The organism is Sinomicrobium halophytocola (assembly GCF_052983395.1).
Genome location: NZ_JBRKIT010000040.1, coordinates 245,548 through 270,904 on the forward strand (window position 1 = coordinate 245,548; position 25,357 = coordinate 270,904).

Here is a 25,357-nt window from a genome sequence, read left to right on the forward strand (position 1 = left end):
TTTATGAATTTTTACAGGTATGAAACGGGAAAGAAATATAAGGGAATGTTAATATGTTCTTAAATACTGCCGGACTTTAACCCGACACCTGGCATTGTGTAGGACAAAGCCGGTTGTAAAATAATCAGGGTGAACGCATCTTAAAATATAAATAGTTTTTTAGTTGGGCATGTCCGACTTGATAAGTAATAAGAAGCGGGAGATAATTGGTAAAACCGGCATAGAACTGTTTCCCGAATTTAAAAGAAAATATCTGGAATATTATTACCCAAGATTCATAACCCTTCCATTTCCGGTATCTTCGTAACTTTGTCACATGACCAAAGTAATTATCATCGGCTCCGGGAATGTTGCTACACATTTAATAAAAGCTTTCCATAACAGCAACGAATCAAATGTAATCCAAATATTTAACCGGAATGGTATTTCCATAGACGGTATTCCCGTCACAAACAATTACGATGAAATCTCTTCTGCCGACCTGTATATCATAGCCGTCTCCGACGATTCTATAAGCAAAGTTTCCCATAAACTCCCCTTTAAGGAGCGATTGGTAGTTCATACTTCCGGAAGTGTTGCCCTGGATGAATTGAGCCCGGAAAACCGCAGAGGTGTTTTTTATCCTCTGCAAAGTTTTTCCAAGGACAAGGAGGTCGATTTCTCCGGAATTCCTCTTTGTATCGAAGCGGGAAATGATGAGGATAGGAAATTACTGGAATATGTAGCCCGTAGTATTTCCCAAAAGGTGTACCGGGTAAATTCCGAACAACGACGATCGCTTCACCTGGCTGCTGTTTTTGTGAACAATTTTGTAAACCACCTCTATACTATCGGAGATGACATATGTGAGAAAAACAATCTTTCTTTCAACCTGCTAAAGCCACTCATAGCAGAAACAGCTAAGAAAATAGAAAATATGCCCCCTGACGAAGCCCAGACCGGACCGGCAAAACGGCATGACGAGACCACTATACAAAAGCACCTGAACCAGTTGAACCAACACCCTACATATAAAAAGATATACGAATTACTTACGAAATCCATACAGGAGCAGTAAAAAATGTTTTCAGTTGGTGAGTTGAGCATGCCTTCCCTGAATTGCCTGCTCTGGTAAAGTCGAAGGAAGGGTTCGGTATCAGAAATGAATATACGATTTGCTTCTTTTGATTGTATTTTGTGAATTTTTCCTAGGTAACTCACTATTTTTCAGTTTTCTAAGAAAGCTCCTCATCCCCCAACTTCCAACTCATCAACTCTTATCCAACCTGAACTTTCTATCTACGAGGTGTTTGTCCATCCTCTTGAACAGGCACTCTCTCATTTCAGGAAGAAACTTCGTAACTTTGCCTTTTTTAATCTCAAAAGCAAAACACATTTCCCTGCATGAAGAATTATAAAGAATACCTGGAAGACATCACCACCTTTGTCTTTGATGTAGACGGTGTACTCACAGACGGCACTATTGTAATTACCTCCGACGGACAGATGCTCCGCAATATGAACCTGAAAGACGGCTATGCCATAAAAACGGCCATAGACAAGGGCTATAACATTTGCATTATTTCGGGCGGAACCAACGAAGGTGTCCGGGAACGTATGCGGGGCCTGGGGGTTACGGATATTTACCTGGGCGCACATCACAAGACAGGTGCCCTGAACGAATATTTTAACATCTACGACATAAAGCCCAAAAATGTGCTTTACATGGGCGATGACCTGCCCGACCTGCCCCCTATGCAAATAGTGGGCCTGCCCACCTGTCCGCAGGATGCGGTTCCGGAGATCAAGGAAATAGCCAGATATGTATCTCATAAAAACGGCGGTAAGGGATGTGTACGGGATGTTATTGAACAGGTATTGAAAGTACAGGGAAAGTGGAGCAACAGTTTTGAAGCCAGGTATGATTAATAATCCGTTAAAGTCCTAAAAAATCTTTATTTCGGGGAAAACCGGAAACATTAGATTTCCGGTTCCCTTGAAATCCGGGTTGACAAATACGGAAGCTATCTTTTCTTTTTCTCCATGTTTTATCCATTACAAACTGAAAAACAATATGGTTTAAACCGGATTTAAATTATTAAATTGCCCCTAAAACAAATCGACTGACCATGAAAACCAGAATTTTGTCCGTAGATGTATTACGCGGACTCACCATTTTCTTTATGATCGTGGTAAACACACCCGGATCATGGGATTATGTTTACGCGCCACTGCGCCACGCTTCCTGGAACGGGTGTACTCCCACCGACCTCGTATTTCCCAGCTTTTTATTTGTAGTAGGGCTCTCTATGAGTATCTCCATGAAAAAACTGGATCCTTCGTTAAAAAAAACGGTACTGCTCAAGCTTTTAAAAAGGGCTGCCCTCATTTTCCTTATAGGTGTACTGCTCAACTGGTTTCCTTTTTACAGGACCAATATAGCAGACCTACGTATTTTCGGAGTGCTGCAACGCATTGCCCTGGCTTTTCTCGTAGCGGGAATATGCATTACCCTTCTGCAAAGGACCGGTTATCTGATCTTTTCCATTGCGGTACTTCTGCTCGGGCATTGGGCCATCCTCTATTTTATGGGTGGAGATGCCCCCTATTCCCTGGAAGGAAATTTCGGTAACGTACTAGACACTGCCCTGCTCGGGGAAAGACATTTGTACAAAGGCTACGGCATTCCGTTTGATCCGGAAGGTCTGTTGGGCACACTTTCTTCGGCCGGACAGGTGCTCCTGGGGTATGTAATTGGTAAAAGCGTACTGAAATCCGGTACTCCGGGACTGTCCCAGGTCAAAAAACTGGCCCTGCTCGCTTTGTGTTTTATCCTCGTCGGTCAATTATGGGACTTTATCTACCCGATAAACAAACCACTGTGGACAGGCTCGTATGTATTTTTTACCACTGGGATCATTACAGTGTTATGGGCTTTGTTTATATGGGTTATCGACATCAAGAAAGTCAGCGACTGGACATTGGTGTTCCGGGTTTTCGGGCAAAACCCGTTGGTAAGTTATATGCTATCTGTACTGGTTGTAAAAATATTCATTTATGTGATACAGATCGGGGATACATCGTTAATGGGATGGTCTTATCAAAACATTTTCCGTCCTGTTTTTGACAATTACCTAGGTAGCCTTATGTTTGCATTGACTTTCACTTTCTTTATATGGCTCTTCGCTTACGGGCTGTACCGGAAAGGAAAAATCATAAAAATTTAACCGATTGCCCACGGATTAAAAACTCCGGGGATCTGTGGCAGGCTGAAAAGTCATGCTCAAAAAACATCCGTGTATTCGTGGCGAAAGTTTAAAGAAAGTAACGTAATCACAATTTCATTGCGGGGCCTCACCTTACATTCCATTAAAAAACTGTAATATGCTTCGGAAAATATTAGAAAATCATCATATCATCCTTGCTTCGGGTTCTCCCAGACGGCACCAGTTCTTCCGCGACCTCGGGATTGACTTTGAGATACGGTTGAAAAATGTGGAGGAAATATACCCGGAAAGACTCCGCAGAGGCGAAATCCCGGATTACCTGGCCCAACTTAAAGCATTGCCTTTAAAAGAGGATCTGAAGGAAAAAGACATCCTGATTACTTCCGACACTATCGTATGGCACCGGGAAAAAGCCCTCGGTAAACCGAAAGACAGGGAGGAGGCCCGGGAAATGCTGAAAGCCCTGTCAGATGACAGTCACGACGTTATCACTTCCGTATGCTTTACCACAACCACATTACAAAAAACAGTAAATGCGGTTACCAAAGTATATTTTGATGTGCTTACTGATGAAGAGATCGCATATTATATAGATCATTTTAAGCCTTTTGACAAAGCCGGGGCCTATGGCATACAGGAATGGATAGGCCTTACCGGGATAAAAAAAATAGAAGGTTCTTATTTTAATGTGGTAGGATTGCCCGCACACCTGGTATACAGTACGTTGAAAACCATGGTAGCGGATAACACTTAAAAAAAGGACGGGACAGTTTGAAAAATAATTTCCTGATGTATCTTTACTCTTTCCTGTAAAACAGCTACAAAAGCGATGATTGCATTTTTTGACCCATATAAAAACCAATTGTTATATACAGCCATAACTATTACCTTTCTTTTCCTTCTCAGGTACCTGTTGTCTAAGATCATTCGGAAAGTAGGGGTAATAAGCCACTATAATGATGCCCGTACCTCCCTTATTGTGAGGTATGCCAATATAACCATATTCTTTATTGGTATCGCTTCCATGAGCATTATATGGAATGTGGATTTCGAAGACCTGGGACTGATACTTTCTTCGATATTCGCAGTAATAGGTGTTGCCTTATTTGCCCAATGGTCTATACTGAGTAACATTACAGCGGGGATTATCCTGTTCTTTACATTTCCTTTTAAAATAGGGGATAAAATAGAGATCCTGGACAAGGATTTTCCTGTACGTGCCACTATTGAAGATATAAAGGCTTTTCACCTGATGCTCCGTACGGAAGAGGGTGAACTGGTCACCTACCCCAACAACCTGTTATTGCAAAAAGGGGTCAAGGTATATGGCAGTTCTCCGGAAGATGACGGTAGCCGAAGCCTGTAAATAGTTAAAGAAAGCCTAAACCCCCTGCAATAATTTCTATTATTTCTATATTTGAAAAGCTGTTACCGGGACCGGCAATCACCGGTGTACCATTTATCGCAATACAACTGCGGAAACCTAAAACTAACTGAAATGCGTAAAACTACCCTTCTGTTATCATTTATTTTTGCTTTCTCAGCCACATACGCCCAGCAACCTAAAACCTATTCTTCTTCCGATATATATCATGCCATACAGAAACTGAATTTCCTGGGTTCGGCACTTTACCTGGCCGCTCATCCGGACGATGAAAACACCAGGATGATCTCGTACCTGTCCAATGAAGTACATGCCAGAACGGCTTACCTGTCCCTCACCAGGGGTGACGGAGGACAGAACCTCATCGGTACGGAACTCCGGGAATTGCTGGGAGTGATACGAACCGAAGAATTACTGGCGGCAAGACGAATAGACGGCGGAGAGCAAATGTTTTCCCGGGCCAATGACTTTGGTTTTTCAAAACATCCGGATGAGACATTGAGCATCTGGAACAAAGACAGCGTCCTGGCCGATGTGGTACTGGCCATACGGAAATTCCGTCCTGACGTCATTATCAACCGTTTTGACCACCGTAGCCCTGGTACCACACACGGGCACCATACTACATCAGCAATGCTAAGTGTGGAAGCCTTTGAGCTGACAGGGGACAAAAAGATCTACCCGGAACAACTGGAACAACTGGAAACATGGCAACCCCGACGGCTTTTTTTCAACACCTCATGGTGGTTTTACGGCAGCGAAGAAAAATTCCGCAATGCTAATAAAGGCAATCTCATAGAAATGGACCTCGGGGGATATTATCCCGTTATAGGAAAAAGCAACGGAGAAATAGCCGCCCAAAGCCGAAGCCAGCACAGAAGCCAGGGCTTTGGTAGTACTGCTTCGAGAGGGAGTGAAACGGAATACCTGGAATTGCTCAAAGGAGACAAACCGGAAAATAATAATCTTTTTTCAGGTATTAATACCACATGGTCCAGAATTGACGGTACGGAAGAGATTGCAAAACTGCTTAAATCGGTAGAGCATCATTTCAACTTTAAAAATCCGGCCGAACACGTTCCGCAATTGGTTAAGGCCTATAACCTGATCCAAAAACTGGACGATACCTATTGGAAAGCTGTTAAGACCAAAGAAATAAAAGAAATCATCCAGGCTTGTGCCGGATTGTACCTGGAAGTAACCGCTACAGATCCACAGGCAACCCCGGGAAGCAAAATTAAGCTCAGCATAGAAGCCATTAACCGGGGGAACACGAATGTTGAATTGCAGAGTGTGAAAATTCTTCCTTCCGGTGCCGTAAAAAAGATCGCCACAAAACTCGGAACTAACGAAAAGAACGGTTTTGAACTGGAAACCACGATACCGGATGCAAAAAAATACACGACGCCATACTGGCTGATGTGCAAGGGGACACTGGGCATGTACCATGCGAAACCTGAATTTATAGGCCTGCCCGAAACCCCGGTCATACTCACTGCCGATTTTCACATGGCCATGGACGGAACGGTGATAGACTTTCAGAAAGATATTGTATATAAACATACCGATCCTGCCAAAGGAGAATTATACCACCCTTTTGAAATACTCCCCCCGGTAACGGCGACAATCACCAATAAGGTAAATATTTTTGCCAACGGGCCCAAAGGGATTCCGGTAAAGGTCCGTGCTATCCGTGAAGGAGTTAATGGTACTATTTCCTTGGAAGCCCCGAAAGGCTGGAAGGTGGTACCGGAAAGCCATCCTTTACAAACCACGGCAAAGGGAGAAGAAAAAACTGTCATATTCCAGGTGACCCCTTCAGAAAAAGAAAGTGAAGGGCTTATAAAGCCGGTGGTTAGGATAAACGGGGAAACTTACGACAGGGAACTGGTAGAGATAAATTATGACCATATTCCTACCCAGTCCGTCTTACTGCCTTCGGAAGCCAAAGTAGTCCGGCTCAATATCGAAAGAGCAGGAAAATCGGTAGGATATATAGCCGGTGCCGGTGATAAAATACCCGAAAGTCTGCGACAAATAGGTTATCGTGTAACGCTTCTGGACGTAAACAGCCTCTCTGCTTCTGCCCTTGCCGATTACGATGCCATAGTTATAGGTATTCGTGCCTACAACGTATCGGAAGCCCTGTATACCAGGCAACCCGTTTTATTGAATTATGTAAAAGAAGGTGGTACGCTTATTGTACAGTACAACACTGTAGGGCGCGGCACCCCGTTGAACGTAATGCCTCCATACTCCCTGCATTTATCCAGGGACAGGGTTACGGACGAAAACGCTTCCGTAAAATTTTTGGCCGAAGATCACCCCGTACTGAATTTCCCGAATAAAATAACCGCTGCGGATTTCGAGGGTTGGGTCCAGGAAAGGGGACTTTATTTTCCGAATCAATGGGATACTAAATATACCGCCCTGCTAGCCATGCATGATAAAGGAGAAAATGCAAAAGAAGGCAGTCTTCTTGTAGCTCCTTACGGAAAAGGTTATTATATTTACACGGGACTGAGTTTTTTCAGGGAACTTCCTGCCGGTGTTCCAGGAGCTTTCAAGCTGTTTGCCAATATGCTTTCAGTAGGTAAACTGGACAGCAGCAATTAACAGGATGTGCCGAACAGAAAACTTTCGTGAACAAAGAAAAAATAAACATCACCTTCGTTAATGGAGCAATTGCAAAAAAATAATACTCCCGAAAAATGGCGTTGGAAAACCAGCTACACCCTGGTACTTATAGCCAATGCCATTTACATTATCCTCTTTTATTTTATAATGTTGGAAAACTGTTAGTACATGGAAAGTATAGACTGGATAGTTTTATATACAACCCTACTTTTCATTGTAGTTTACGGTACATGGAAAACGAAGAGAAACACTACTGTCAAAGATTACATCCTGGGAAACAAAGAAGCCAAATGGTGGACCGTAGGCCTTTCGGTCATGGCTACCCAGGCCAGTGCCATTACTTTCCTGTCCACCCCCGGGCAGGCTTTTCACGACGGTATGGGCTTCGTTCAGTTCTATTTTGGTCTTCCCCTGGCCATTATAGTGATCTGCATTGTTTTTATTCCGGTCTATGACAGACTCAAAGTCTATACCGCCTACGAATTCCTTGAACAACGTTTTGACCTGAAAACCCGGAGCCTTACCGCCATACTTTTCCTTGTACAACGGGGGCTCGCTGCAGGGATCACCATCTATGCTCCTTCTATCATCCTTTCGGCCGTATTGGGCTGGGACCTGAAAACCCTTAATATTATCATCGGTTCGCTCGTTATTGTCTATACGGTGATCGGAGGTACAAAGGCCGTAAACGTTACACAGAAACAACAGATGTTTGTTATCATGTCCGGTATGTTCGTGGCTTTTTTCCTTATCCTCCGTTACCTGCCAGACGACCTCACCTTCAGCAAGGCATTGAAAGTAGCGGGTGCTAACGAAAAACTGAATATTCTCAACTTTTCCCTGGATACCCAGAGCAGGTATACCTTCTGGAGCGGAATTACGGGAGGTTTCTTTTTGATGCTGTCTTACTTCGGTACGGACCAGAGCCAGGTTCAACGATACCTCTCAGGAAAAACCGTCAGGGAAAGCCAGATGGGACTTATCTTTAACGGCCTGCTTAAAGTCCCCATGCAATTCTTTATTCTGCTTGTAGGTGTAATGGTATTCGTCTTTTACCAATACCACGCCTCTCCCCTGAATTTTAATCCGGCTGCAACGGAGGCCGTTATGAATTCTTCTTATGCCGATGAATACAGACAACTAGAAAAAGAGCACCTGGACCTGGAAACCGAGAAAAAAATGGCACAGGAGTATTACTCCGGAGTACTGAATGTCAAGGACTACCAGATGACACTGAGTGCCAAACGAAAAATTAAGCATATTAACCAACAGGAAAGAGCTAACAGGAGCAAAGCCAGGGAGCTTATCGAAAAGGCCGACCCGGCTATAGAAACCAATGATAAAGACTACGTATTCATTCATTTTATACTCAACAATCTTCCCACCGGCTTTATAGGACTGCTGCTGGCTGTTATACTTTCTGCCGCCATGTCCTCCACTGCTTCGGAACTAAATGCCCTGGGGACCATTACTACGATAGACCTCTACAAGAGAAGCCATAAAAACGAAAAAGAGGACAGTCATTACCTTTCGGCTACCAAATGGTTTACTTTACTTTGGGGAATCATTGCCATTACGTTTGCCAACTTCGGTTCACTTCTGGACAACCTCATCCAACTGGTAAATATCATAGGATCGGTATTTTACGGCAATGTACTGGGCATATTCCTTCTGGCCTTCTTTTTCAGGTTTGTTCGAGGCAACGCGGTCTTCTGGGCAGCAGTGATCACCCAGATCGTTATTTTCTTTATTTATTACACTTTTGTATACTCGGATGAACGGATAGGCTATTTATGGCTGAACTTTATCGGCTGCTCCCTGGTGATCACCATAGCATTGTTTTTCGAAATGCTGCAACGTTCCCTTAAAATGAGCAACTCCTGATAGGGTTCGTTGCGGATTGGTTTTTAGTTTTGGGGTTGATAGTTGGTGAGCTGAAACTATATTTCTATGGATCAGGAATCCATAGGCTTTCATAGCGGACCTAAAGTCTGTTTTGTCATGAATACAAAATACCATTCCTATTATCCGTGAATCCGTAGCTAAAATGTATAAACTTCAGATGATAACAGGGCCATCCATAACTCGAAAACATCAAACATTAACTTTTTATGCCGAAACGTTTGGCCCGTAAGATAAGGTTCCCGGTTGCGCCATACAATTTTAGTATATTTGTCTTTAGTAGATGACAAAAATTTAATTTCGATAACTGCTCGTCCCAATAGTTATTGGGATTACCCCAGCCCTAAAAGAAGCAAAACGAGGAAAAATCAGGTTCCCTTTAGGGCTGGGGTAAACTGATTTTTCGAGAAACCTGGCTAAAACAATTTTTTTCATCTACTAAAATATTTATCATCAAACCTTTTCAACCTGTGATAAAGACTTACATCTGCATGCTCCGGGGAATCAACGTATCCGGAAAAAACATCATAAAGATGGCCGACCTGAAAGAACTGTTCGAAAACCTCGGGTTCACCGGGAATACGACTTATGTTCAGAGCGGCAATATCATATTTAACGATACTTCCGGTGCGGACGCCGTATCACTGGAAAACCTGATAACAGAAAAAATACAGACTGTTTTCGGGCATGAAAACATTACTTCTTTTATAAAATCGAAGAAAGAACTGATGTTTATACGGGATACCAATCCGTATTACAATCCGGAAACGGATACCAAAGCGCTGTATTTTACCTTTATCCGGGAAAAACCGGAAGCAGACCGGATAGCAGGGCTGAGCGCATATAAAAGTTCCTCAGAAAGCATTCATATAAGTGACAATTGTATTTATCTCTATTGCCCGGAAGGCTACGGAAAAACGAAGCTCTCCAATAATCTTTTCGAAAACAAACTGAAACTCCGGGCGACCACGAGAAACTGGAATACTGTAAATAAACTGATAGAAATAGCTGATAATACGGAAAAATCATGTTAGGACTAAAATTACCTACAGACCCGAGATGGGTGAATATTGTAGAAAAAAACATTAAAGAAATACTTACCGACCATGCCTATTGCGAGCAGAAAGCGGCAAGTACTGCCATTTCCCTCATCGTATCCTTTCCGGAATATACGGAACTGGTACAGGCCATGACCGCCTTGGTAAAGGAAGAAATGAGCCATTTTAAAATGGTACACGACAGGATCATTGCCCGTGGCTGGGTGTTAGGAAGGGAACGTAAAGACCTGTATGCAGTGGAACTGATGAAATTTTTCCCTAAAGGCGGTAGCCGGGAAACGCATCTCGTTCACCGGTTGTTATATGCGGCCCTGATAGAAGCCCGAAGCTGTGAACGTTTTCGTTTGCTATCGGAGAATATTCAGGACAGCGAACTGGCGGAGTTCTATAAGAACCTTATGGCAAGTGAAGCCAACCACTATACCATGTTCCTTTCTTTTGCCCGCCAATATGGTAACCGTAAAGAAGTGGATCGGAAATGGCAGGAATTGCTGGAATACGAAGCGAAAATAATGAAAAATCTGGGCAGGAAGGAAACCATGCATGGTTAACTGTCGGCAGGAAAATTATATACATACTATTCCAATAAAAAAATCCCGCCTGATGACGGGATTTTTTATTGTGATGAGTTTTGTTATTTCATAAATTTTTCCATAACCTCATTGCTAACCCCGGTACTGGAGAAACCTCCGTCGTGATACAGGTTTTGCATGGTTACTTTTTTGGTAAGATCGGAAAAAAGCGATACGGTATAGTCCGCACATTCTCCAGCCGTAGCATTACCCAGGGGAGACATCATATCAGCATAAGCGATAAAGCCATCAAACCCTTTAACTCCCTGTCCCGCTGTTGTTGGGGTTGGTGATTGGGAAATGGTATTCACTCTCACTTTTTTATCCTTTCCGTAGAAATATCCAAAGCTTCTGGCTATGGATTCGAGGTAAGCTTTATTATCGGCCATATCGTTATAATCCGGGAATGTTCGCTGGGCTGCCATATAGGTCAATGCAACTATACTCCCCCATTCGTTCATGGCGTCGTTTTTATGCAGGGTTTGCAGTACTTTATGAAAGGAAACCGCAGATACGTCCCATCCTTTGGCGGTAAAATCATAATTCTGGTCCGTATAGTGTTTTCCTTTACGAACGTTTACGGACATTCCGATGGAATGCAGTACAAAATCGAGTTTACCTCCCAGGATTTCAACAGATTTTTCCACGAGGGCCTGCAGATCTTCCAGATTGGTGGCATCTGCCGGAACAATCTCCGAACCTGTCTTTTCCGCCAGTGCTTTTATCTGCCCCATACGCATTGCTATAGGAGCGTTGGTAAGTACAAAAGTACCTCCTTCTTCATGAACTCTTTCTGCAGTTTTCCAGGCTATGGAGTTTTCGTCCAAAGCCCCGAAAATAATTCCCTTTTTTCCTTTTAATAAATTGTACATTTCTATCTGTTATGTTTGTCGTTTATGGTTTAAAATCGCGGTTACAGACCTGAAATTACAGGTGACTTGAATCCTGTAACATGAAGCCTGCAACTAAATCTCGTCACAATAATAATAATTCCCTGGCATGTGATATGGCCGATTCGGAAATATTTTTACCGCTTAGCATTTCGGCTATCTCCACGATACGTTCATCGGTGGACAATTCTTTCATCTCGGTAGAGGTCATTTCTCCTGAATCCTGTTTATACACCTTAAAATGCCTGGCTCCTTTAGCCGCTATCTGCGGCAGATGGGTAATAGCAAAGACCTGCATGCTCTCCCCCATCTCCTTCATAATATCCCCCATTTTATCGGACACCTCGCCGGAAACCCCGGTATCTATTTCGTCGAACATGATGGTAGGAAGTTTTTCATAGCGTGCCAGTATAGCTTTTATAGACAACATGATCCTGGACAATTCTCCACCGGATGCCACTTTCTTCAATTCTCCATAGCCGGTCCCTTTATTTGCGGAAAACAAAAAGTGTAGTTCGTCTTTACCATTGACAAAAAACGATGTGGTAGGTTTGATCTCAATCAGGAAAGTAGCATTGGGCATACCGAGTTTTGTCAACGAACTTTCCAGGTATTTTTTCAGCTTAGGCGCTTCTTTTCCCCTTTTCTCGTGAATTTTCGAAGCCTTGGTATCCAGTTCTTCTTCCAGTTGGAGTACCTCGAGCTGTTTGTCCTTTATGTCGTTCTCCAGGTTTTCCGTAACGGAAGCTTTTTCTTCGAGTTCTTTTTGAATCCGTATTAGTTCTTCTACTTCCAAAACATTGTGTTTCTTCTGCAGGTCATAAATAAGCTGTAGCCTGGCATTTACCTGTTCCAGTTGCTCCGGATCCGCTTCGACGGTTTCGTCTATATTTTGTATTTCGTTAAATGTATCGTCCAGTTCAATAAAAGCGGAGTTAATCCTGTTCTGCAATTCTTCAAACCGGGTGCCATAGCCGGCAAGTTTTCCCAGGGTATTCCGCATACTGTTCAGGTTTACCAGGATACCGCTCTGATCATCACTGAGCAATTGGGAAGAAAAGGCAAGCTTTTCTTTTATTTCTTCAACATTGCTCAGTTTTTCAAAATTTTCCTCCATTTCTTCCAGCATACCCGGTTGCAGGCGGGCTTCCTGGAGTTCTTTCAGCAAAAAGGCATTATAATCCTGTTCCTTATCTGCTTCCTGTTGGAAGTCTATAAGTTTCTGAAGCTCTTTCTTGGCTTTATGATATTCTGACAGTCTCGCTTTATAGCTTTCTATGTTTCCCTTATTTCCGGCTATGGCATCTATTACCTGAAACTGAAAATCATTATCGGTAAGCTGCAGGGTCTGGTGTTGCGAATGAATATCTATAAGACGTATGCTCAGCGCCGAAAGTACATCGAGAGTAACCGGGGTATCGTTTACAAAAGCCCGTGATTTACCCCCGGGAAGTATCTCTCTTCGAATGATGGTATTGGGTTCGTAGTCAAGATCGAGTTTGGTAAAAAGAGGCTCCAGATAATAATCCTCTACGGAAAACTCAGCTTCCACTATACATTTTTTCTCTTTGTCCTTTAAGCTGTTCAGGTCAGCCCGTTTACCCAATATAAGGGACAACCCGCCCAGCAGGATAGACTTACCGGCACCGGTTTCACCGGTGATAATGGTAAGTCCCCTGTCAAAACGAACCTTAAGGTCGTCTATAAGAGCATAGTTTTTTATAGAAAGAGAAAGTAACAATACACAATGGTTTTATACGTTTCAAATATACTAACATTTTTGAATGCGGTAATACCCCATTTATGCTACCTGTAAAAATTACAGTTTTCTTCTTTTCCGTTCCTTTTTAAGTAAAGACAATTCCCGGCTGGTTTGCCCGGCCACAGAAGTATTTTCTTCTGCCCGGCGTATCAGATAAGGCATAACATCTTTTACAGGCCCGAAAGGCAGGTATTTTGCCACATTATATCCACGTGACCCGAGGTTATAACTTATATGATCACTCATCCCGTATAACTGTCCGAACCAAACTCTGGGATCGTCCTTGGCTATACCCCGTTCTTCCATTAGCTCCATAAGAAGGTACGAACTTTCTTCGTTATGGGTGCCGGAAAAGATAGCCATACGGTCCAGGTGATCTGCCATATAGGCAACGGCTTCGTTATAGTTATTGTCGGTGGCTTCCTTGGAAGGACAGATAGGTGTCGGATATCCTTTTTCTTCCGCCCTTTCGTTCTCTTTCTCCATATAAGCACCACGAACCAGTTTTATCCCGACATAAAATCCTTCTTCCTCGGCTTGTTCATACAGTTTTTTCAGATAATCCATTCGATCCCAACGGTACATTTGCAGGGTATTGTATACAATGGTCTTTTCTTTGTTATACTTGCGCATCATATCGGTGATCAGATTATCTACCGCTTCCTGTATCCAGCTTTCTTCTGCGTCTATCAACAGCCCCACATCCAGTTGGTGTGCTTTTCGGCAGGTAGAATCAAAGCGATTTACCACCCGGTCCCATTCATCCTGTTCCCTTACGGTAAGTTTTTCACCTTCATTGACTTTCTGGAACAGGGAAAACCTTCCATATCCTGAGGGTTTGAAAACGGCAAAGGGGATGGAATCTTTTTCTTTGACAAAGTTCAGTATATCGATAACCCTTCGGTGAGATTCGTCCAACGGGTTTTCTTCATCTTTTCCCTCCACCGAATAATCAAGTACGGAAGAAACCCCCTTTTCATATAGCTTATCAATGACCGGCATACAGTCTTCTTCGTTCACGCCTCCGCAGAACTGATCGAATACGGTAGACCGTATAAGCCCTTCCACGGGAAGATGTGTTTTTATAGCAAAATTGGTAACCGCCGTTCCAATTCGTACCAAAGGCTGATTCGCGATCAGCTTAAATAGAAAATACGCCCTCTCCAGTTCCACATCGGTTTTTAGGGCGAAGGCAGTTTTTGTGTCTTCAAAAATTTTTTCCATTTACTGTTTCTCATTAAAAAAGTCATTTAATACCGGAAAAAGACCTACCGATCTCTTTCCGTACCGCATTGCGTACAGCAGGGTTGCCGTATAAGAAAACGGTATGCTGTTTTCCAGGACGAAAATAAACGTAATTGTTTAAAATCGACCATAAACAGTCGAAAAAAATATTGCATAATTTCCAACAAAGACAGCCCGGTATTAATAATTTTTATATTTCGTCCTCTTTTTCATGCATTTCACCTATTTTATAATGGTTATTTGACAGTATTAACACTAAAAATACTTCACAAAATGCGTATATTTGATATAACTCTAATCAATAAATGTACAAAACTATGAGTGTTAAAGCAAAATATCAGCCGGTACTCGATCTGGGTACAGAATTAAAGATCAAAAACGGCAGTGCAGAAGAAGCCGAGGGCATTCTGAAACTGAAGGGAACGACCAAAACGCAATACGAAAAAAACATTCTTTGGGACAAAATCAAGGAAATAGGCGGCAACCAGCCTACTGATATTAAGGCAGACATACGTGTAGAAGAAACCGACGCCTCCGTATATCACAGACATGTGGTACAACAAGGAGAAACCCTGGGCAAAATCGCCAAAAAATATTACGGGGACGCATCCAAATACAATAGCATTTTTCAGGCCAATACGGATAAACTGAAAAATCCGGACCTTATTCATCCGGACCAGGAACTGGTTATCCCCCGATTGTCTTAGACAGTCCCTTAAAAAACAACCCCGGACTTCACTAAAATCCGGGGTTATATCTTTCTACTCGCTTTGTCTTTGGATAATCCGCATCGCATGATTGTAGATACGTTCAAACTGTTCGTCTTTCCCCATATCCGTATTATCAAGTTCGATAGCATCCGGAGCCCTGAAGAGAGGTGAATCCTTTCGGTGTGAATCTATGTAATCCCTATCGGTAACATTTTTCAGAACTTCCTGAAAGGTTATCTCTTTCCCTTTACCCAACAGTTCTTTATATCTCCTGGTGGCACGGATCTCCGGAGATGCGGTCATAAATAACTTTAATTCGGCATCCGGGAACACAACGGTCCCTATATCCCTGCCGTCCATTACAATCCCTCTGTCTTTTCCCATGGCCCGTTGTTCTTCTACAAGTTTATGCCTTACTTCGGAAATAGCTGCCACACCACTTACCCGGTTGGAAACATCCATACTTCTTATTTTTTCTTCTACATTAACATCGTTGAGATATGTCTCTCCGTATCCGAGAGAATCGTTAAGGACAAAGCGGATTTTGATATCATCCAGCTTTCCGATAAAGCCTTCCCGGTCTATTTTTTCATCCCGGAATAAGTTATTTTCCATAGCGTATAAGGTAACCGCCCTGTACATGGCCCCGGTATCTACGTAGATATAACCTAATTCCTTAGCAAGTCTTTTAGCAATGGTACTCTTACCGGTCGAAGAATAACCATCAATGGCAATAATAATTCTTTTCATTCGAATAATTCTATTAAATAATACGGTTTCAAAAACAGCAATTCTCTTCGCCCTATCGCCGGAATTCCCCATTACAGATCATTGCAGTCTACATATACAAATTAAGAAAATCTCTTCTTATCACCTATTGTTTCCCAAAAGTATTTTGGAAAAAATGATTTTTATCAAATGGACATTTTTTATAAAACGCCAAAAAGAGTATTTTATGACGTTACTTTTCGGGAAGACCGGGAACAAAAAAGGATGCTGCATATTATTTGCAACATCCTTTTTTGTTCCCGGTTTTTTATATCTTTTTTTTCAGGAAACTACTCTCCCATCGCAGCAGCTACGGCAGCAGAAAGCCTTTTATACGTTCCGTTCTCCAAACGATCACGGATTACAGAGAAAGCCTCAAGCGTTTCGTTGACATCTTCGATTGTGTGGGTTGCCGTCGGGATCATACGAAGAAGTATTAATCCTTTAGGAATTACAGGGTATACAACGATAGAACAGAAAATACCATAATTCTCTCTGAGATCTTTTACGAGTGCCATCGCTTCCGGGATACTTCCGTTCAGGTATACAGGTGTAACACAGGTATTGGTTGTACCAATATTAAAGCCGCGATCTTTGAGACCGTTCTGTAAAGCATCAACATTTTCCCATAGTTTACCTTTCAGTTCAGGCATGGTACGCAGCATTTCAAGGCGTTTCAATGCTCCTTTCACGAACACCATAGGCAGAGACTTCGCAAACATCTGCGAACGCAGATTGTATTTCAGGTAATCGATAATCTCTTTGTCCCCTGCAAGGAATGCCCCTATACTTGCCATAGACTTGGCAAACGTGGCAAAATACACATCGATATCTTCCTGAATTCCCTGCTCTTCTCCTGCTCCCGCTCCGGTAGCTCCCAGGGTTCCGAAACCGTGGGCATCATCCACCAGAAGACGAAATTTATACTTTTTCTTAAGTGCCACGATTTCCTTCAGTTTTCCTTGTTCGCCACGCATACCGAACACACCTTCGGAGATAACAAGTATCCCTCCACCAGTCTGTTCTGCCATTTTAGTAGCTCTTTCGAGGTTTTTCTCCAGGCTGTCTATATCGTTGTGCATAAAGGTAAACCGCTTACCCATATGCAGACGTACACCGTCTATGATACAAGCGTGGGAATCCACATCATAAACAATAATATCATCTTTGGTAACCAGCGCATCTATGGCTGAGACCATTCCCTGGTAACCGAAATTCAACAAATATGCTGCTTCCTTCTTAACAAAAGCTGCAAGTTCGTTCTGGAGCTGTTCATGGACATCGGTGTGTCCGCTCATCATCCTCGCTCCCATGGGATATGCACAACCGTGCTCTGCGGCCGCTTCGGCATCTGCCTTCAGCACCTCAGGATGGTTGGCAAGCCCCAGGTAATCGTTAATACTCCAGGTTATAACCTCCTTACCATTGAACTTCATTCTATTGGAAATCGGCCCTTCGAGTTTCGGAAAAACAAAATATCCTTCCGCCTGCGAGGCCCATTTTCCCAATGGTCCTTTATTTTCAATGATCCTGTCAAATAAATCCTTCATGTAGATCTCAAAATTTAAGATAAATTTTCTTTAGCACGAACAAGCTAAATTACGTATTTTAAGAATTCGTTCACAAAAATTATCGGGAAGATATGAACTATTAGTGCCTATTTTGTAAACAAACATCCGCATTTTAGCGGATGTTTTAGAAAATTCTTACTTGATATACTCTATTTTCTGTTCCTCTTCAATGTTTTTACTGTCAAAAAATCCTTGTTCCCGCATCCATTCATCGCTGTATATTTTACTCATATACCTGGAACCATGATCGGGGAATATCATAATGACATTGCTGTTTTCATCGAATTCTCCTTCTGCGGAAAGCTGTTTTACCGCCTGCATTACCGCTCCACTGGTATAACCGACAAAAAGACCTTCTGTTTTGGACACCTCTCTTGCGGTATGTGCGCTTTCTTCATCGGTTACCTTGATAAACTTATCGATCACATCAAAATCCGTTGCGGTGGGGATAAGGTTTTTTCCGAGACCTTCTATCCGGTACGGATATATTTCTTTGGAATCGAACTCTCCGGTCTCGTGGTATTTTTTCAGTACGGAACCATAGGCATCCACACCTATGACCTTAACTTTCGTACCGTGTTTCCCGGCTTGTTCTTTGAGGTATCTGGCAGTTCCGGAGATAGTCCCCCCGGTTCCGCTACAGGCTATAAGGTGAGTAATGGCTCCGCCTGTCTGTTTCCATATTTCGGGGCCCGTAGTGTTATAATGGGCATCGATATTCAGCTCGTTAAAATACTGGTTTATATAAACCGATCCTTTCATTTCCTCGTGCATACGCCTTGCCACCTGATAGTATGACCGCGGGTCATCGGCACTTACATGGGCAGGGCATACGTATACTTTGGCTCCCATGGAGCGCAGCATATCTATCTTATCTTTTGAGGATTTGGAGCTTACGGCAAGTACACAATCATATCCTTTTACGATACTCACCATCGCAATACTGAACCCGGTATTTCCCGAGGTAGTTTCGATGATCGTATCTCCCGGTTTCAGAACCCCGCTCTTTTCTGCTTGTTCAATGATATGAAGAGCTATTCTGTCTTTCGTGGAGTGGCCGGGATTAAAAGCTTCAACTTTTGCATAAAAATTTCCTTGGAGGGAATTGGTTATGCCATTAAGTTTTATAATTGGCGTATTTCCGATTAGTTCTAATACGTTATCGTAAGCCTTAATCTTTTGTTCCATATAACTTGTATTTGGTTTCAAAGTCGGTTCTTTTATAAAAACCAAAAACCGAGCAAATTTAGTTATTTTTTTTTATTACTCTTTAATTCCCTCCAAATCTAACAGGAAAGCGTACTCTTCCGCAACCTCCCGAAGTGCCTCAAAACGCCCCGAGGCACCACTGTGGCCCGCATCCATATTGGTATGAAAAAGGAGTAAATTATTATCTGTTTTTAATTCCCGGAGCTTAGCCACCCATTTTGCAGGTTCCCAGTACTGCACCTGAGAATCGTGATACCCGGTCGTTACCAGCATATTAGGGTATGACTGTGCCTTTACGTTATCATAAGGTGAATAAGATTTTATATAGTTGTAATATTCTTTGGCATTGGGATTTCCCCATTCGTCATATTCACCGGTAGTTAGGGGTATGGATTCGTCCAGCATAGTAGTTACCACATCTACAAACGGTACTGCTGCCACAACCCCGTTATAGAGTTCCGGCGCTATATTTACCACAGCCCCCATAAGCAGCCCTCCTGCCGAACCTCCCATCGCGTAAAGGTGTTTGGGGGATGTATATTTTTCATCGATCAGATATTCGGAGCAATCCACAAAATCGGTAAACGTATTTTTCTTTTTGAGCAGTTTCCCGTCTTCATACCAGGGCCTTCCTAGATATTCTCCTCCCCTGATGTGTGCAATTGCATAAATGAAACCACGGTCCATCAGGCTGAGCCTTACCGTAGAGAAATACGGGTCTATCGTAGAACCGTACGATCCGTAACCGTAAAGCAGTAACGGATTGTTCCCATCTTTTTTGATCCCCTTCCGGTATACCAGGGAAACCGGAATTTTTTTACCGTCCCGTGCCGTAGCCCATATCCTTTCGGACCTATAGTTATCTTTATCGAACTTACCTCCAAGTACTTCCTGTTCTTTTTTTACCTCTTTTTCGCGGGTCACCATATTGAAATCTATAGTGGAAAGCGGGGTGGTAAGTGAGTTATAACCGTACCGAAGAATATCGGTATCAAACTCTATATTGGTACTTGTATAAGCCGTATAGGTCTCATTATCAAAAGGCAGGTAATAGTCCTCATTACCATCCCAACGCATAATGCGTATCTTGTTCAGTCCCTGGTTTCGTTCGCTGACTACCAGAAAATCCTTGAAAATATCTATATCTTCCAGCAAAACGTCTCCCCGGTGTGGCAATACCTCTTTCCAATATTCTTTGCCGGTATTGGTTTCGGCCGTCTTCATCAGCTTAAAATTGGTAGCGCCGTCTGCATTGGTCACAATATAAAAGTGATCGTTATAGTGTGAGATACTGTATTCCAACCCGCGCGTTCTCGGCTGGAAAACCTTAAAATCACCGGTAGGTTCATCGGCCGAAAGTATGCTGTATTCGGTGGTAAGCGTACTGTGTGATCCTGCTACAATGTACTTTTTGGATTTGGTCTTATACACAAAGGCATTGAATGTATCGTCTTTTTCATGATATACGAGTTCATCCTTTTTTTCCTGCCCCAGGATATGCCTGTAAATTTTTTCCGATCTCAGTGTCTTGGGGTCTTTAATTGTATAGAATAACGTTTTGTTATCATTACCCCAAGTACTTCCTCCTGTAGTGTTATTAATTTCCAGAGGATATACCTCTCCGGTCTCCAGGTTTTTCACCCGGATTGTGTATATCCTCCTGCTAAGCGTATCCACACCAAATGCAGCCAGTTTATTGTCCGGACTGATATTAATCCCTCTCAACTGAAAATAAGAATGCTCCTTCGCCATCTCATTACAATCAAAGAGAATCTCTTCCTTGCCTTTCAGCGAATCTTTTTTTCGGGTATATACCGGATAATCTTTTCCGGTCTCATAGCGGGTAACGTACCAGTAACCGTTATAGAAATAAGGGACGGATTCATCGTCTTCCTTTATCCTCGATTTCATTTCTTCGAAGAGATCGTCCTGAAACTGCTTTGTATGTGCAGTCATTTTCTCATTATAATCGTTTTCCCTCTCCAGATAGTCTATAACTTCAGGATTATCCCTTTCGTTCATCCAGAAATAGTCATCTATTCGTATATCACCGTGTTTCTTTAAGGAAGTTGGTTTTTTTTCCGCAATTGGAGGCATAATGTTTTTGGTCACTTTGGAAGTATTTTCATTTTTACAAGATGTTGCAAAAATAGCACTTATAATAAGCAAGACACTTATTTTTTTCATAACGATTTTATAATATTTTCGCTTAAAAAGCAGTACAATTTAATAATTTTGCTTTTACAATTCTTTAAAATAAGGAAATAATGTTTGGAGATTTAACCGGAATCATGGGGAAACTCAAAGAAACCCAGAAAAAGATCGAAGAGACTAAAAAACGCCTTGACAGTGTTTTAATAGATGAAAGTTCAAGTGATGGTTTGCTCAAAATCACCATTACGGCGAATCGGCAGATCAAGGCCGTGGACATAGCTCCCTCTCTGCGGGAAGACCATGAACAGTTGGAAGATTACCTGATCATTACTTTAAACAAGGCTATAGAAAAAGCGACAAAAATAAACGAAGCCGAGCTTGCTTCTGTAGCTAAAGAAGGAATGCCCAACATTCCCGGGATGGATATGTTCAAGCAATCCTAGCTAGGAGGACCTACCGGAACCTAACAACAAAAGCCTGTAAACCGCCATAAGCTCTCAAAAATAACACCCGGGTTTACAGGCCTTTTTGTTTCACTTATTCATGTTATACATCCGGATACATTCAATAATTTAACACCGGGCTTCCTCTTTTTTTTAGTATATTTACTACTTACAACCAAAAACGGTACCTCTATGTTTGAATTAAAAAAGAATACCAAAGGGGGCTTTCACTTTACTTTAAAGGCCAAAAACGGACAGGTAATCCTGAGTAGTGAAGCATACAGCAGTAAAAGTGCCGCTGAAAACGGGATAGCTTCGGTAAAGAAAAATGCCCAGGATGAAACCAAGTTTGAAAGAAAAACAGCCAAAAACGGTAAGTTTTATTTTAACCTGAAGGCAGGGAACGGCCAGATAATCGGCACCAGCCAGATGTATGCCTCTGAAGCCGGTATGGAGAATGGTATCGATTCAGTTAAAAATAATGCCCCGGCAGCAGAAACACAGGAAGAGCCTTGAGTTGCAGTAAAGTTGTAGGTCCTTAATCTTCTTTTTTCATATACTCTTTTAACAGACCTACCTGTTCTTCCATATGATCTTTGATCCCTGCCAGTAACTCGATATCTTTCGGGGTCTTTTCCGTTATATCCGTAGGGTTTTGCGCCTTATTGCGCAGACGGTTCATACCCTTCACTACCAGGAACATGCAAAAAGCAATAACGAGAAAATCGAGAAAAGATTCCGCGAGTTCTCCATAACCTATCGCTACTTTATTCGCTATAACATCTCCGTTTTCGCCCATAACGGCTTCGCGAAGAGTCCACTCTTTATCTTTGAAATTCACATCGGAAACCAACAAGGATACAGGCGGCATCAGTATTTTCCTGACCAGGACATCTGTTACCTTATTAAAAGAGGCTCCTATAATAACCCCGATGGCAATATCCATCATATTCCCTTTAACAGCAAACTCCTTAAACTCCCTATATATCTTAAACATTTCCTGCCATTTTTAAATCTCCATCTTTAATATCTTCCAATAAAGAGTGTATTTATTCAAAATCCAGGCGGATCTGTGATTTTCCGGAAGCTTCTATACTACCGGAGTCTTTTTTTAAGACATCGTCTTCATCTTCCGGATTCACCTCTTCAGACTCAGGTTCTTCAGGCTCTTCAAACGGCAACGGATCGAGCAGGTTCACCTGTTTCACCTTGTCAGCCGTAAGCTGATTGCCCAAGGCCTTAATACCCTTAATAGCAATAAAATCTTCCAGGTCAACAGTAAGGTTTTCCCTGGCCTGTTTTCCTCTTGGCTTTACAAATTCTATTTCAACAACCGGTCTCCACTCGGTAGACACCACTTCCAGTTGGGATTTCTGATGTTCGGTAATAAACAATTCTTCTTTATTTCCATTCTCTACCAGGAAGCGTTTTACAAAATACTTTTCTTTTTCTCCATCATAATAGATTGCCGAAACGGGTTTTTTCGGATTCCATTTTTCGAGCACCACCATATTCTGATTAAAGTGTATAGAAAGGTCAGGTGATATGGTTTTTACCATTCCGGACTGTGTTATTACAAGCAACCTGTCTTCACCTTTAAACGCTCCGAGGAGTTCTCCTCTCCCATCTACATTGAGCCGTTGTACCGTATCGTCAAACCATATTTTCCTGGGTTTGAGTGTCGACACACCTTTTTCTTTCAGCTCTATACGTTTAATCGCATATTTTGTAACAACATTCCCTTTGGATTGTCTCCCTTTGATGAGGATATCAGCAAAATCCACATCCCATTTCAGTTTTTTAATGCTTCCCGCCTGGCGCAGGAATATGGTTATCATTTCTGCTTCTCCGTTCGGGTTTGCGGAAAAATAAAGTATTTCCGAACCTTTTTTACCCTGGGCAAGATCGTATTCCCGGTCCCTTGTTATTCCAGTAACATGGAACCTTTTTATATAACTGGCGCCACCTTTTCCATCTTTATAGATCAGGTTGTAAACGGTACGTTTATCTTTTTTCCGGAATACGGCTACATGGATGATGTTTTTACCTATAAAGGTCTTGGCCTCTACCTTGGTCACCACCATTTTACCCTCCCCTGTGAATATGATAATATCATCTATATCGCTACAATCACATACATATTCGTCTTTCCGAAGGGATGTTCCCACAAAACCTTCTTCCCGGTTTACATAAAGTTTCGTATTCCGAATAACTACTTTAGTGGCCTCAATATCGTCAAATACACGGATCTCCGTCTTTCGTTCCCTGCCTTCACCGTATACCTTTTTGAGCCTTGTAAAATAATCTATGGCATATTCTATAAGATTTTCGAGATGATGTTTAACCTGCTCTATCTCCCCTTCCAGCGCTTCGATCTTCTCCTGAGCCTTATCTATATCGAACTTGGATATACGCTTGATCCGTATTTCCGTTAACCTTACAATATCTTCTTCGGTAACGGCACGCTTCAGGTGCTTTACATGAGGCTGCAATCCTTTGTCGATAGCAGTTATTACTCCTTCCCAGGTCTCTTCTTCTTCTATATCGCGGTATATTCTCTTCTCTATAAAAATACGTTCCAGAGAAGCAAAGTGCCACTGTTCTTCGAGCTCCCGCAATTGTATCTCCAGTTCCTGTTTCAGCAACTGCACGGTAAAGTCCGTAGACCTTCTCAGCATTTCCGATACCCCTATAAATAAAGGCTTATTATCCTCAATAACGCATCCTAAAGGTGATATGGAAGTTTCACAGGAGGTAAATGCATAGAGCGCATCTATGGTTTTATCCGGGGAGATACCGGGAGGAAGATGTACCTGTATTTCCACCTCAGCCGCCGTGTTATCTTCTATTTTCTTGATCTTTATTTTCCCTTTTTCATTGGCTTTCAGTATGGAGTCTATCAGAGAAGACGTATTCGAGCCAAAAGGTATCTGTGTAATTGCGAGTGTATTTTTATCCAGCTGGGATATTTTGGCCCTCACCCTTATCTTACCGCCACGGTTACCATCATTATAATTGGACACATCCATAATGCCCGCAGTAGGGAAATCAGGGTATAAGGTAAAAGACTTCCCTTTAAGGTGTTTTACAGAAGCATCTATCAGTTCCAGAAAATTGTGCGGAAGTATTTTTGTGGAAAGCCCCACGGCAATACCTTCTGCTCCCTGAGCCAGTAGCAAAGGGAACTTAACCGGAAGGTTTACAGGTTCTTTTTTTCTTCCGTCATAACTGAGCTGCCACTCTGTGATCTTAGGACTGTATACTACTTCCAGGGCAAATTTGGAAAGTCTCGCTTCTATATACCTGGAAGCAGCAGCACCATCCCCGGTAAGTATGTTCCCCCAGTTTCCCTGCGTATCGATAAGCAGGTCTTTTTGCCCTACCTGGACCATGGCATCCCCGATACTCGCATCCCCATGAGGGTGATACTGCATGGTGTGCCCCACAATATTGGCCACCTTGTTATAGCGCCCGTCATCCAGTTCTTTCATAGAATGCAGGATACGGCGCTGCACTGGCTTAAAACCATCTTCTATGGCAGGAACGGCGCGTTCCAGGATCACATAAGAGGCATAATCCAAAAACCAGTCTTTATACATCCCGGTAACCCGGGTTATGGAATCTGCGTTTGTTTCTTCGTTATTCAGATCTTGATTCTCGTTATTTTCCTCCATGTATATAAGAGAGATTTATAAACTTTAACGGTGTGATTATTATTTTAATTAGCCTGTCAGTAAATTTGATAAAGAGTTAATTAGCCGCATTATTTTATTTCAGATTTATTGGCTAATAGCACACTGACCAATTGAAACATTTATTTTAAAACGCCAGGGTGTACTTGTAACG

The 25,357-nt window shown here is 42.4% G+C and carries 22 protein-coding genes; 13 read left to right on the forward strand and 9 right to left on the reverse strand.

The window, feature by feature from the left end; translation table 11 throughout:
- Window positions 1-316 precede the first annotated feature (316 nt).
- The 10 genes from ACVBDY_RS17800 to ACVBDY_RS17845 all read left to right on the forward strand — a co-directional run bounded on the left by ACVBDY_RS17800 (window position 317) and on the right by ACVBDY_RS17845 (window position 10,738).
- Window positions 317-1,057, forward strand: a complete 741-nt coding sequence (locus ACVBDY_RS17800) for a Rossmann-like and DUF2520 domain-containing protein (RefSeq protein WP_447176808.1) — start codon at window positions 317-319, stop codon at window positions 1,055-1,057.
- Between the two features lie 326 nt (window positions 1,058-1,383).
- On the forward strand, window positions 1,384-1,908 hold the full coding sequence (locus tag ACVBDY_RS17805) for a KdsC family phosphatase (protein WP_447176809.1): 525 nt from the start codon (window positions 1,384-1,386) through the stop codon (window positions 1,906-1,908).
- A gap of 200 nt (window positions 1,909-2,108) precedes the next feature.
- Entirely contained in the window at window positions 2,109-3,206 is a 1,098-nt protein-coding gene (locus tag ACVBDY_RS17810) for an acyltransferase family protein (protein ID WP_447176810.1), read from the forward strand.
- 157 nt (window positions 3,207-3,363) lie between these two features.
- Complete coding sequence (locus tag ACVBDY_RS17815; RefSeq protein WP_447176811.1) at window positions 3,364-3,960, forward strand: Maf-like protein; 597 nt, start codon at window positions 3,364-3,366, stop codon at window positions 3,958-3,960.
- 75 nt (window positions 3,961-4,035) lie between these two features.
- The gene (locus ACVBDY_RS17820; RefSeq protein WP_447176812.1) at window positions 4,036-4,572 is read left to right on the forward strand and encodes a mechanosensitive ion channel domain-containing protein; all 537 of its coding nucleotides are present in this window, start codon (window positions 4,036-4,038) and stop codon (window positions 4,570-4,572) included.
- Between the two features lie 132 nt (window positions 4,573-4,704).
- Window positions 4,705-7,206, forward strand: a complete 2,502-nt coding sequence (locus ACVBDY_RS17825) for a PIG-L family deacetylase (protein WP_447176813.1) — start codon at window positions 4,705-4,707, stop codon at window positions 7,204-7,206.
- A 60-nt stretch (window positions 7,207-7,266) separates the two neighbouring features.
- Window positions 7,267-7,392: a hypothetical protein gene (locus ACVBDY_RS17830; protein ID WP_447176814.1), complete on the forward strand. Its 126-nt coding sequence runs from the start codon at window positions 7,267-7,269 to the stop codon at window positions 7,390-7,392.
- Between the two features lie 3 nt (window positions 7,393-7,395).
- A complete protein-coding gene (locus ACVBDY_RS17835; RefSeq protein ID WP_447176815.1) occupies window positions 7,396-9,111 on the forward strand; it encodes a sodium:solute symporter family protein in 1,716 nt (571 codons plus the stop codon).
- Between the two features lie 488 nt (window positions 9,112-9,599).
- Window positions 9,600-10,163 (forward strand): DUF1697 domain-containing protein, encoded by a 564-nt coding sequence (locus ACVBDY_RS17840; protein ID WP_447176816.1) that lies wholly within the window; start codon window positions 9,600-9,602, stop codon window positions 10,161-10,163.
- On the forward strand, window positions 10,157-10,738 hold the full coding sequence (locus tag ACVBDY_RS17845; RefSeq protein ID WP_447176817.1) for a MiaE family protein: 582 nt from the start codon (window positions 10,157-10,159) through the stop codon (window positions 10,736-10,738). Before ACVBDY_RS17840 ends, ACVBDY_RS17845 begins: the two co-directional genes overlap by 7 nt.
- Window positions 10,739-10,821: 83 nt before the next feature.
- Here ACVBDY_RS17845 and ACVBDY_RS17850 read toward each other — a convergent pair whose 3' ends face one another.
- From ACVBDY_RS17850 to ACVBDY_RS17860, 3 genes are all read right to left on the reverse strand, one after another.
- Window positions 10,822-11,631 carry an enoyl-ACP reductase FabI gene (locus tag ACVBDY_RS17850; RefSeq protein ID WP_447176818.1) on the reverse strand — a complete coding sequence of 270 codons (810 nt, stop codon included), beginning with the start codon at window positions 11,629-11,631 and terminating at the stop codon, window positions 10,822-10,824.
- 103 nt (window positions 11,632-11,734) lie between these two features.
- A complete protein-coding gene (gene recN / locus ACVBDY_RS17855) occupies window positions 11,735-13,390 on the reverse strand; it encodes a DNA repair protein RecN (protein ID WP_447176819.1) in 1,656 nt (551 codons plus the stop codon).
- Window positions 13,391-13,468: 78 nt separating this feature from the next.
- Entirely contained in the window at window positions 13,469-14,635 is a 1,167-nt protein-coding gene (locus ACVBDY_RS17860) for a proline dehydrogenase family protein (RefSeq protein WP_447176820.1), read from the reverse strand.
- 338 nt (window positions 14,636-14,973) lie between these two features.
- Here ACVBDY_RS17860 and ACVBDY_RS17865 point away from each other — a divergent pair, with 338 nt between their 5' ends.
- On the forward strand, window positions 14,974-15,363 hold the full coding sequence (locus tag ACVBDY_RS17865) for a LysM peptidoglycan-binding domain-containing protein (protein ID WP_447176821.1): 390 nt from the start codon (window positions 14,974-14,976) through the stop codon (window positions 15,361-15,363).
- A 54-nt stretch (window positions 15,364-15,417) separates the two neighbouring features.
- Here the strand turns inward: ACVBDY_RS17865 and cmk are convergent, their stop codons facing one another.
- The 4 genes from cmk to ACVBDY_RS17885 form a co-directional block, all read right to left on the reverse strand.
- A complete protein-coding gene (gene cmk, locus ACVBDY_RS17870) occupies window positions 15,418-16,116 on the reverse strand; it encodes a (d)CMP kinase (RefSeq protein ID WP_447176822.1) in 699 nt (232 codons plus the stop codon).
- A 308-nt stretch (window positions 16,117-16,424) separates the two neighbouring features.
- Window positions 16,425-17,684 (reverse strand): cysteate-C-fatty acyltransferase, encoded by a 1,260-nt coding sequence (capB, locus tag ACVBDY_RS17875; RefSeq protein WP_447176823.1) that lies wholly within the window; start codon window positions 17,682-17,684, stop codon window positions 16,425-16,427.
- 156 nt (window positions 17,685-17,840) lie between these two features.
- Complete coding sequence (gene capA / locus ACVBDY_RS17880; RefSeq protein WP_447176824.1) at window positions 17,841-18,893, reverse strand: cysteate synthase; 1,053 nt, start codon at window positions 18,891-18,893, stop codon at window positions 17,841-17,843.
- 75 nt (window positions 18,894-18,968) lie between these two features.
- Window positions 18,969-21,101: a S9 family peptidase gene (locus ACVBDY_RS17885; protein WP_447176825.1), complete on the reverse strand. Its 2,133-nt coding sequence runs from the start codon at window positions 21,099-21,101 to the stop codon at window positions 18,969-18,971.
- An 80-nt stretch (window positions 21,102-21,181) separates the two neighbouring features.
- Here ACVBDY_RS17885 and ACVBDY_RS17890 point away from each other — a divergent pair, with 80 nt between their 5' ends.
- A complete protein-coding gene (locus tag ACVBDY_RS17890) occupies window positions 21,182-21,511 on the forward strand; it encodes a YbaB/EbfC family nucleoid-associated protein (RefSeq protein WP_447176826.1) in 330 nt (109 codons plus the stop codon).
- A gap of 192 nt (window positions 21,512-21,703) precedes the next feature.
- A complete protein-coding gene (locus tag ACVBDY_RS17895) occupies window positions 21,704-22,027 on the forward strand; it encodes a YegP family protein (RefSeq protein ID WP_447176827.1) in 324 nt (107 codons plus the stop codon).
- Window positions 22,028-22,049: 22 nt separating this feature from the next.
- Here the strand turns inward: ACVBDY_RS17895 and mscL are convergent, their stop codons facing one another.
- Together mscL and ACVBDY_RS17905 are read right to left on the reverse strand one after the other, a co-directional pair.
- Window positions 22,050-22,508, reverse strand: coding sequence for a large conductance mechanosensitive channel protein MscL (gene mscL / locus ACVBDY_RS17900; protein WP_447176828.1), 459 nt, complete (start codon window positions 22,506-22,508; stop codon window positions 22,050-22,052).
- Window positions 22,509-22,560: 52 nt separating this feature from the next.
- Window positions 22,561-25,185: a DNA gyrase/topoisomerase IV subunit A gene (locus tag ACVBDY_RS17905; protein WP_447176829.1), complete on the reverse strand. Its 2,625-nt coding sequence runs from the start codon at window positions 25,183-25,185 to the stop codon at window positions 22,561-22,563.
- Window positions 25,186-25,357: the final 172 nt, after the last annotated feature.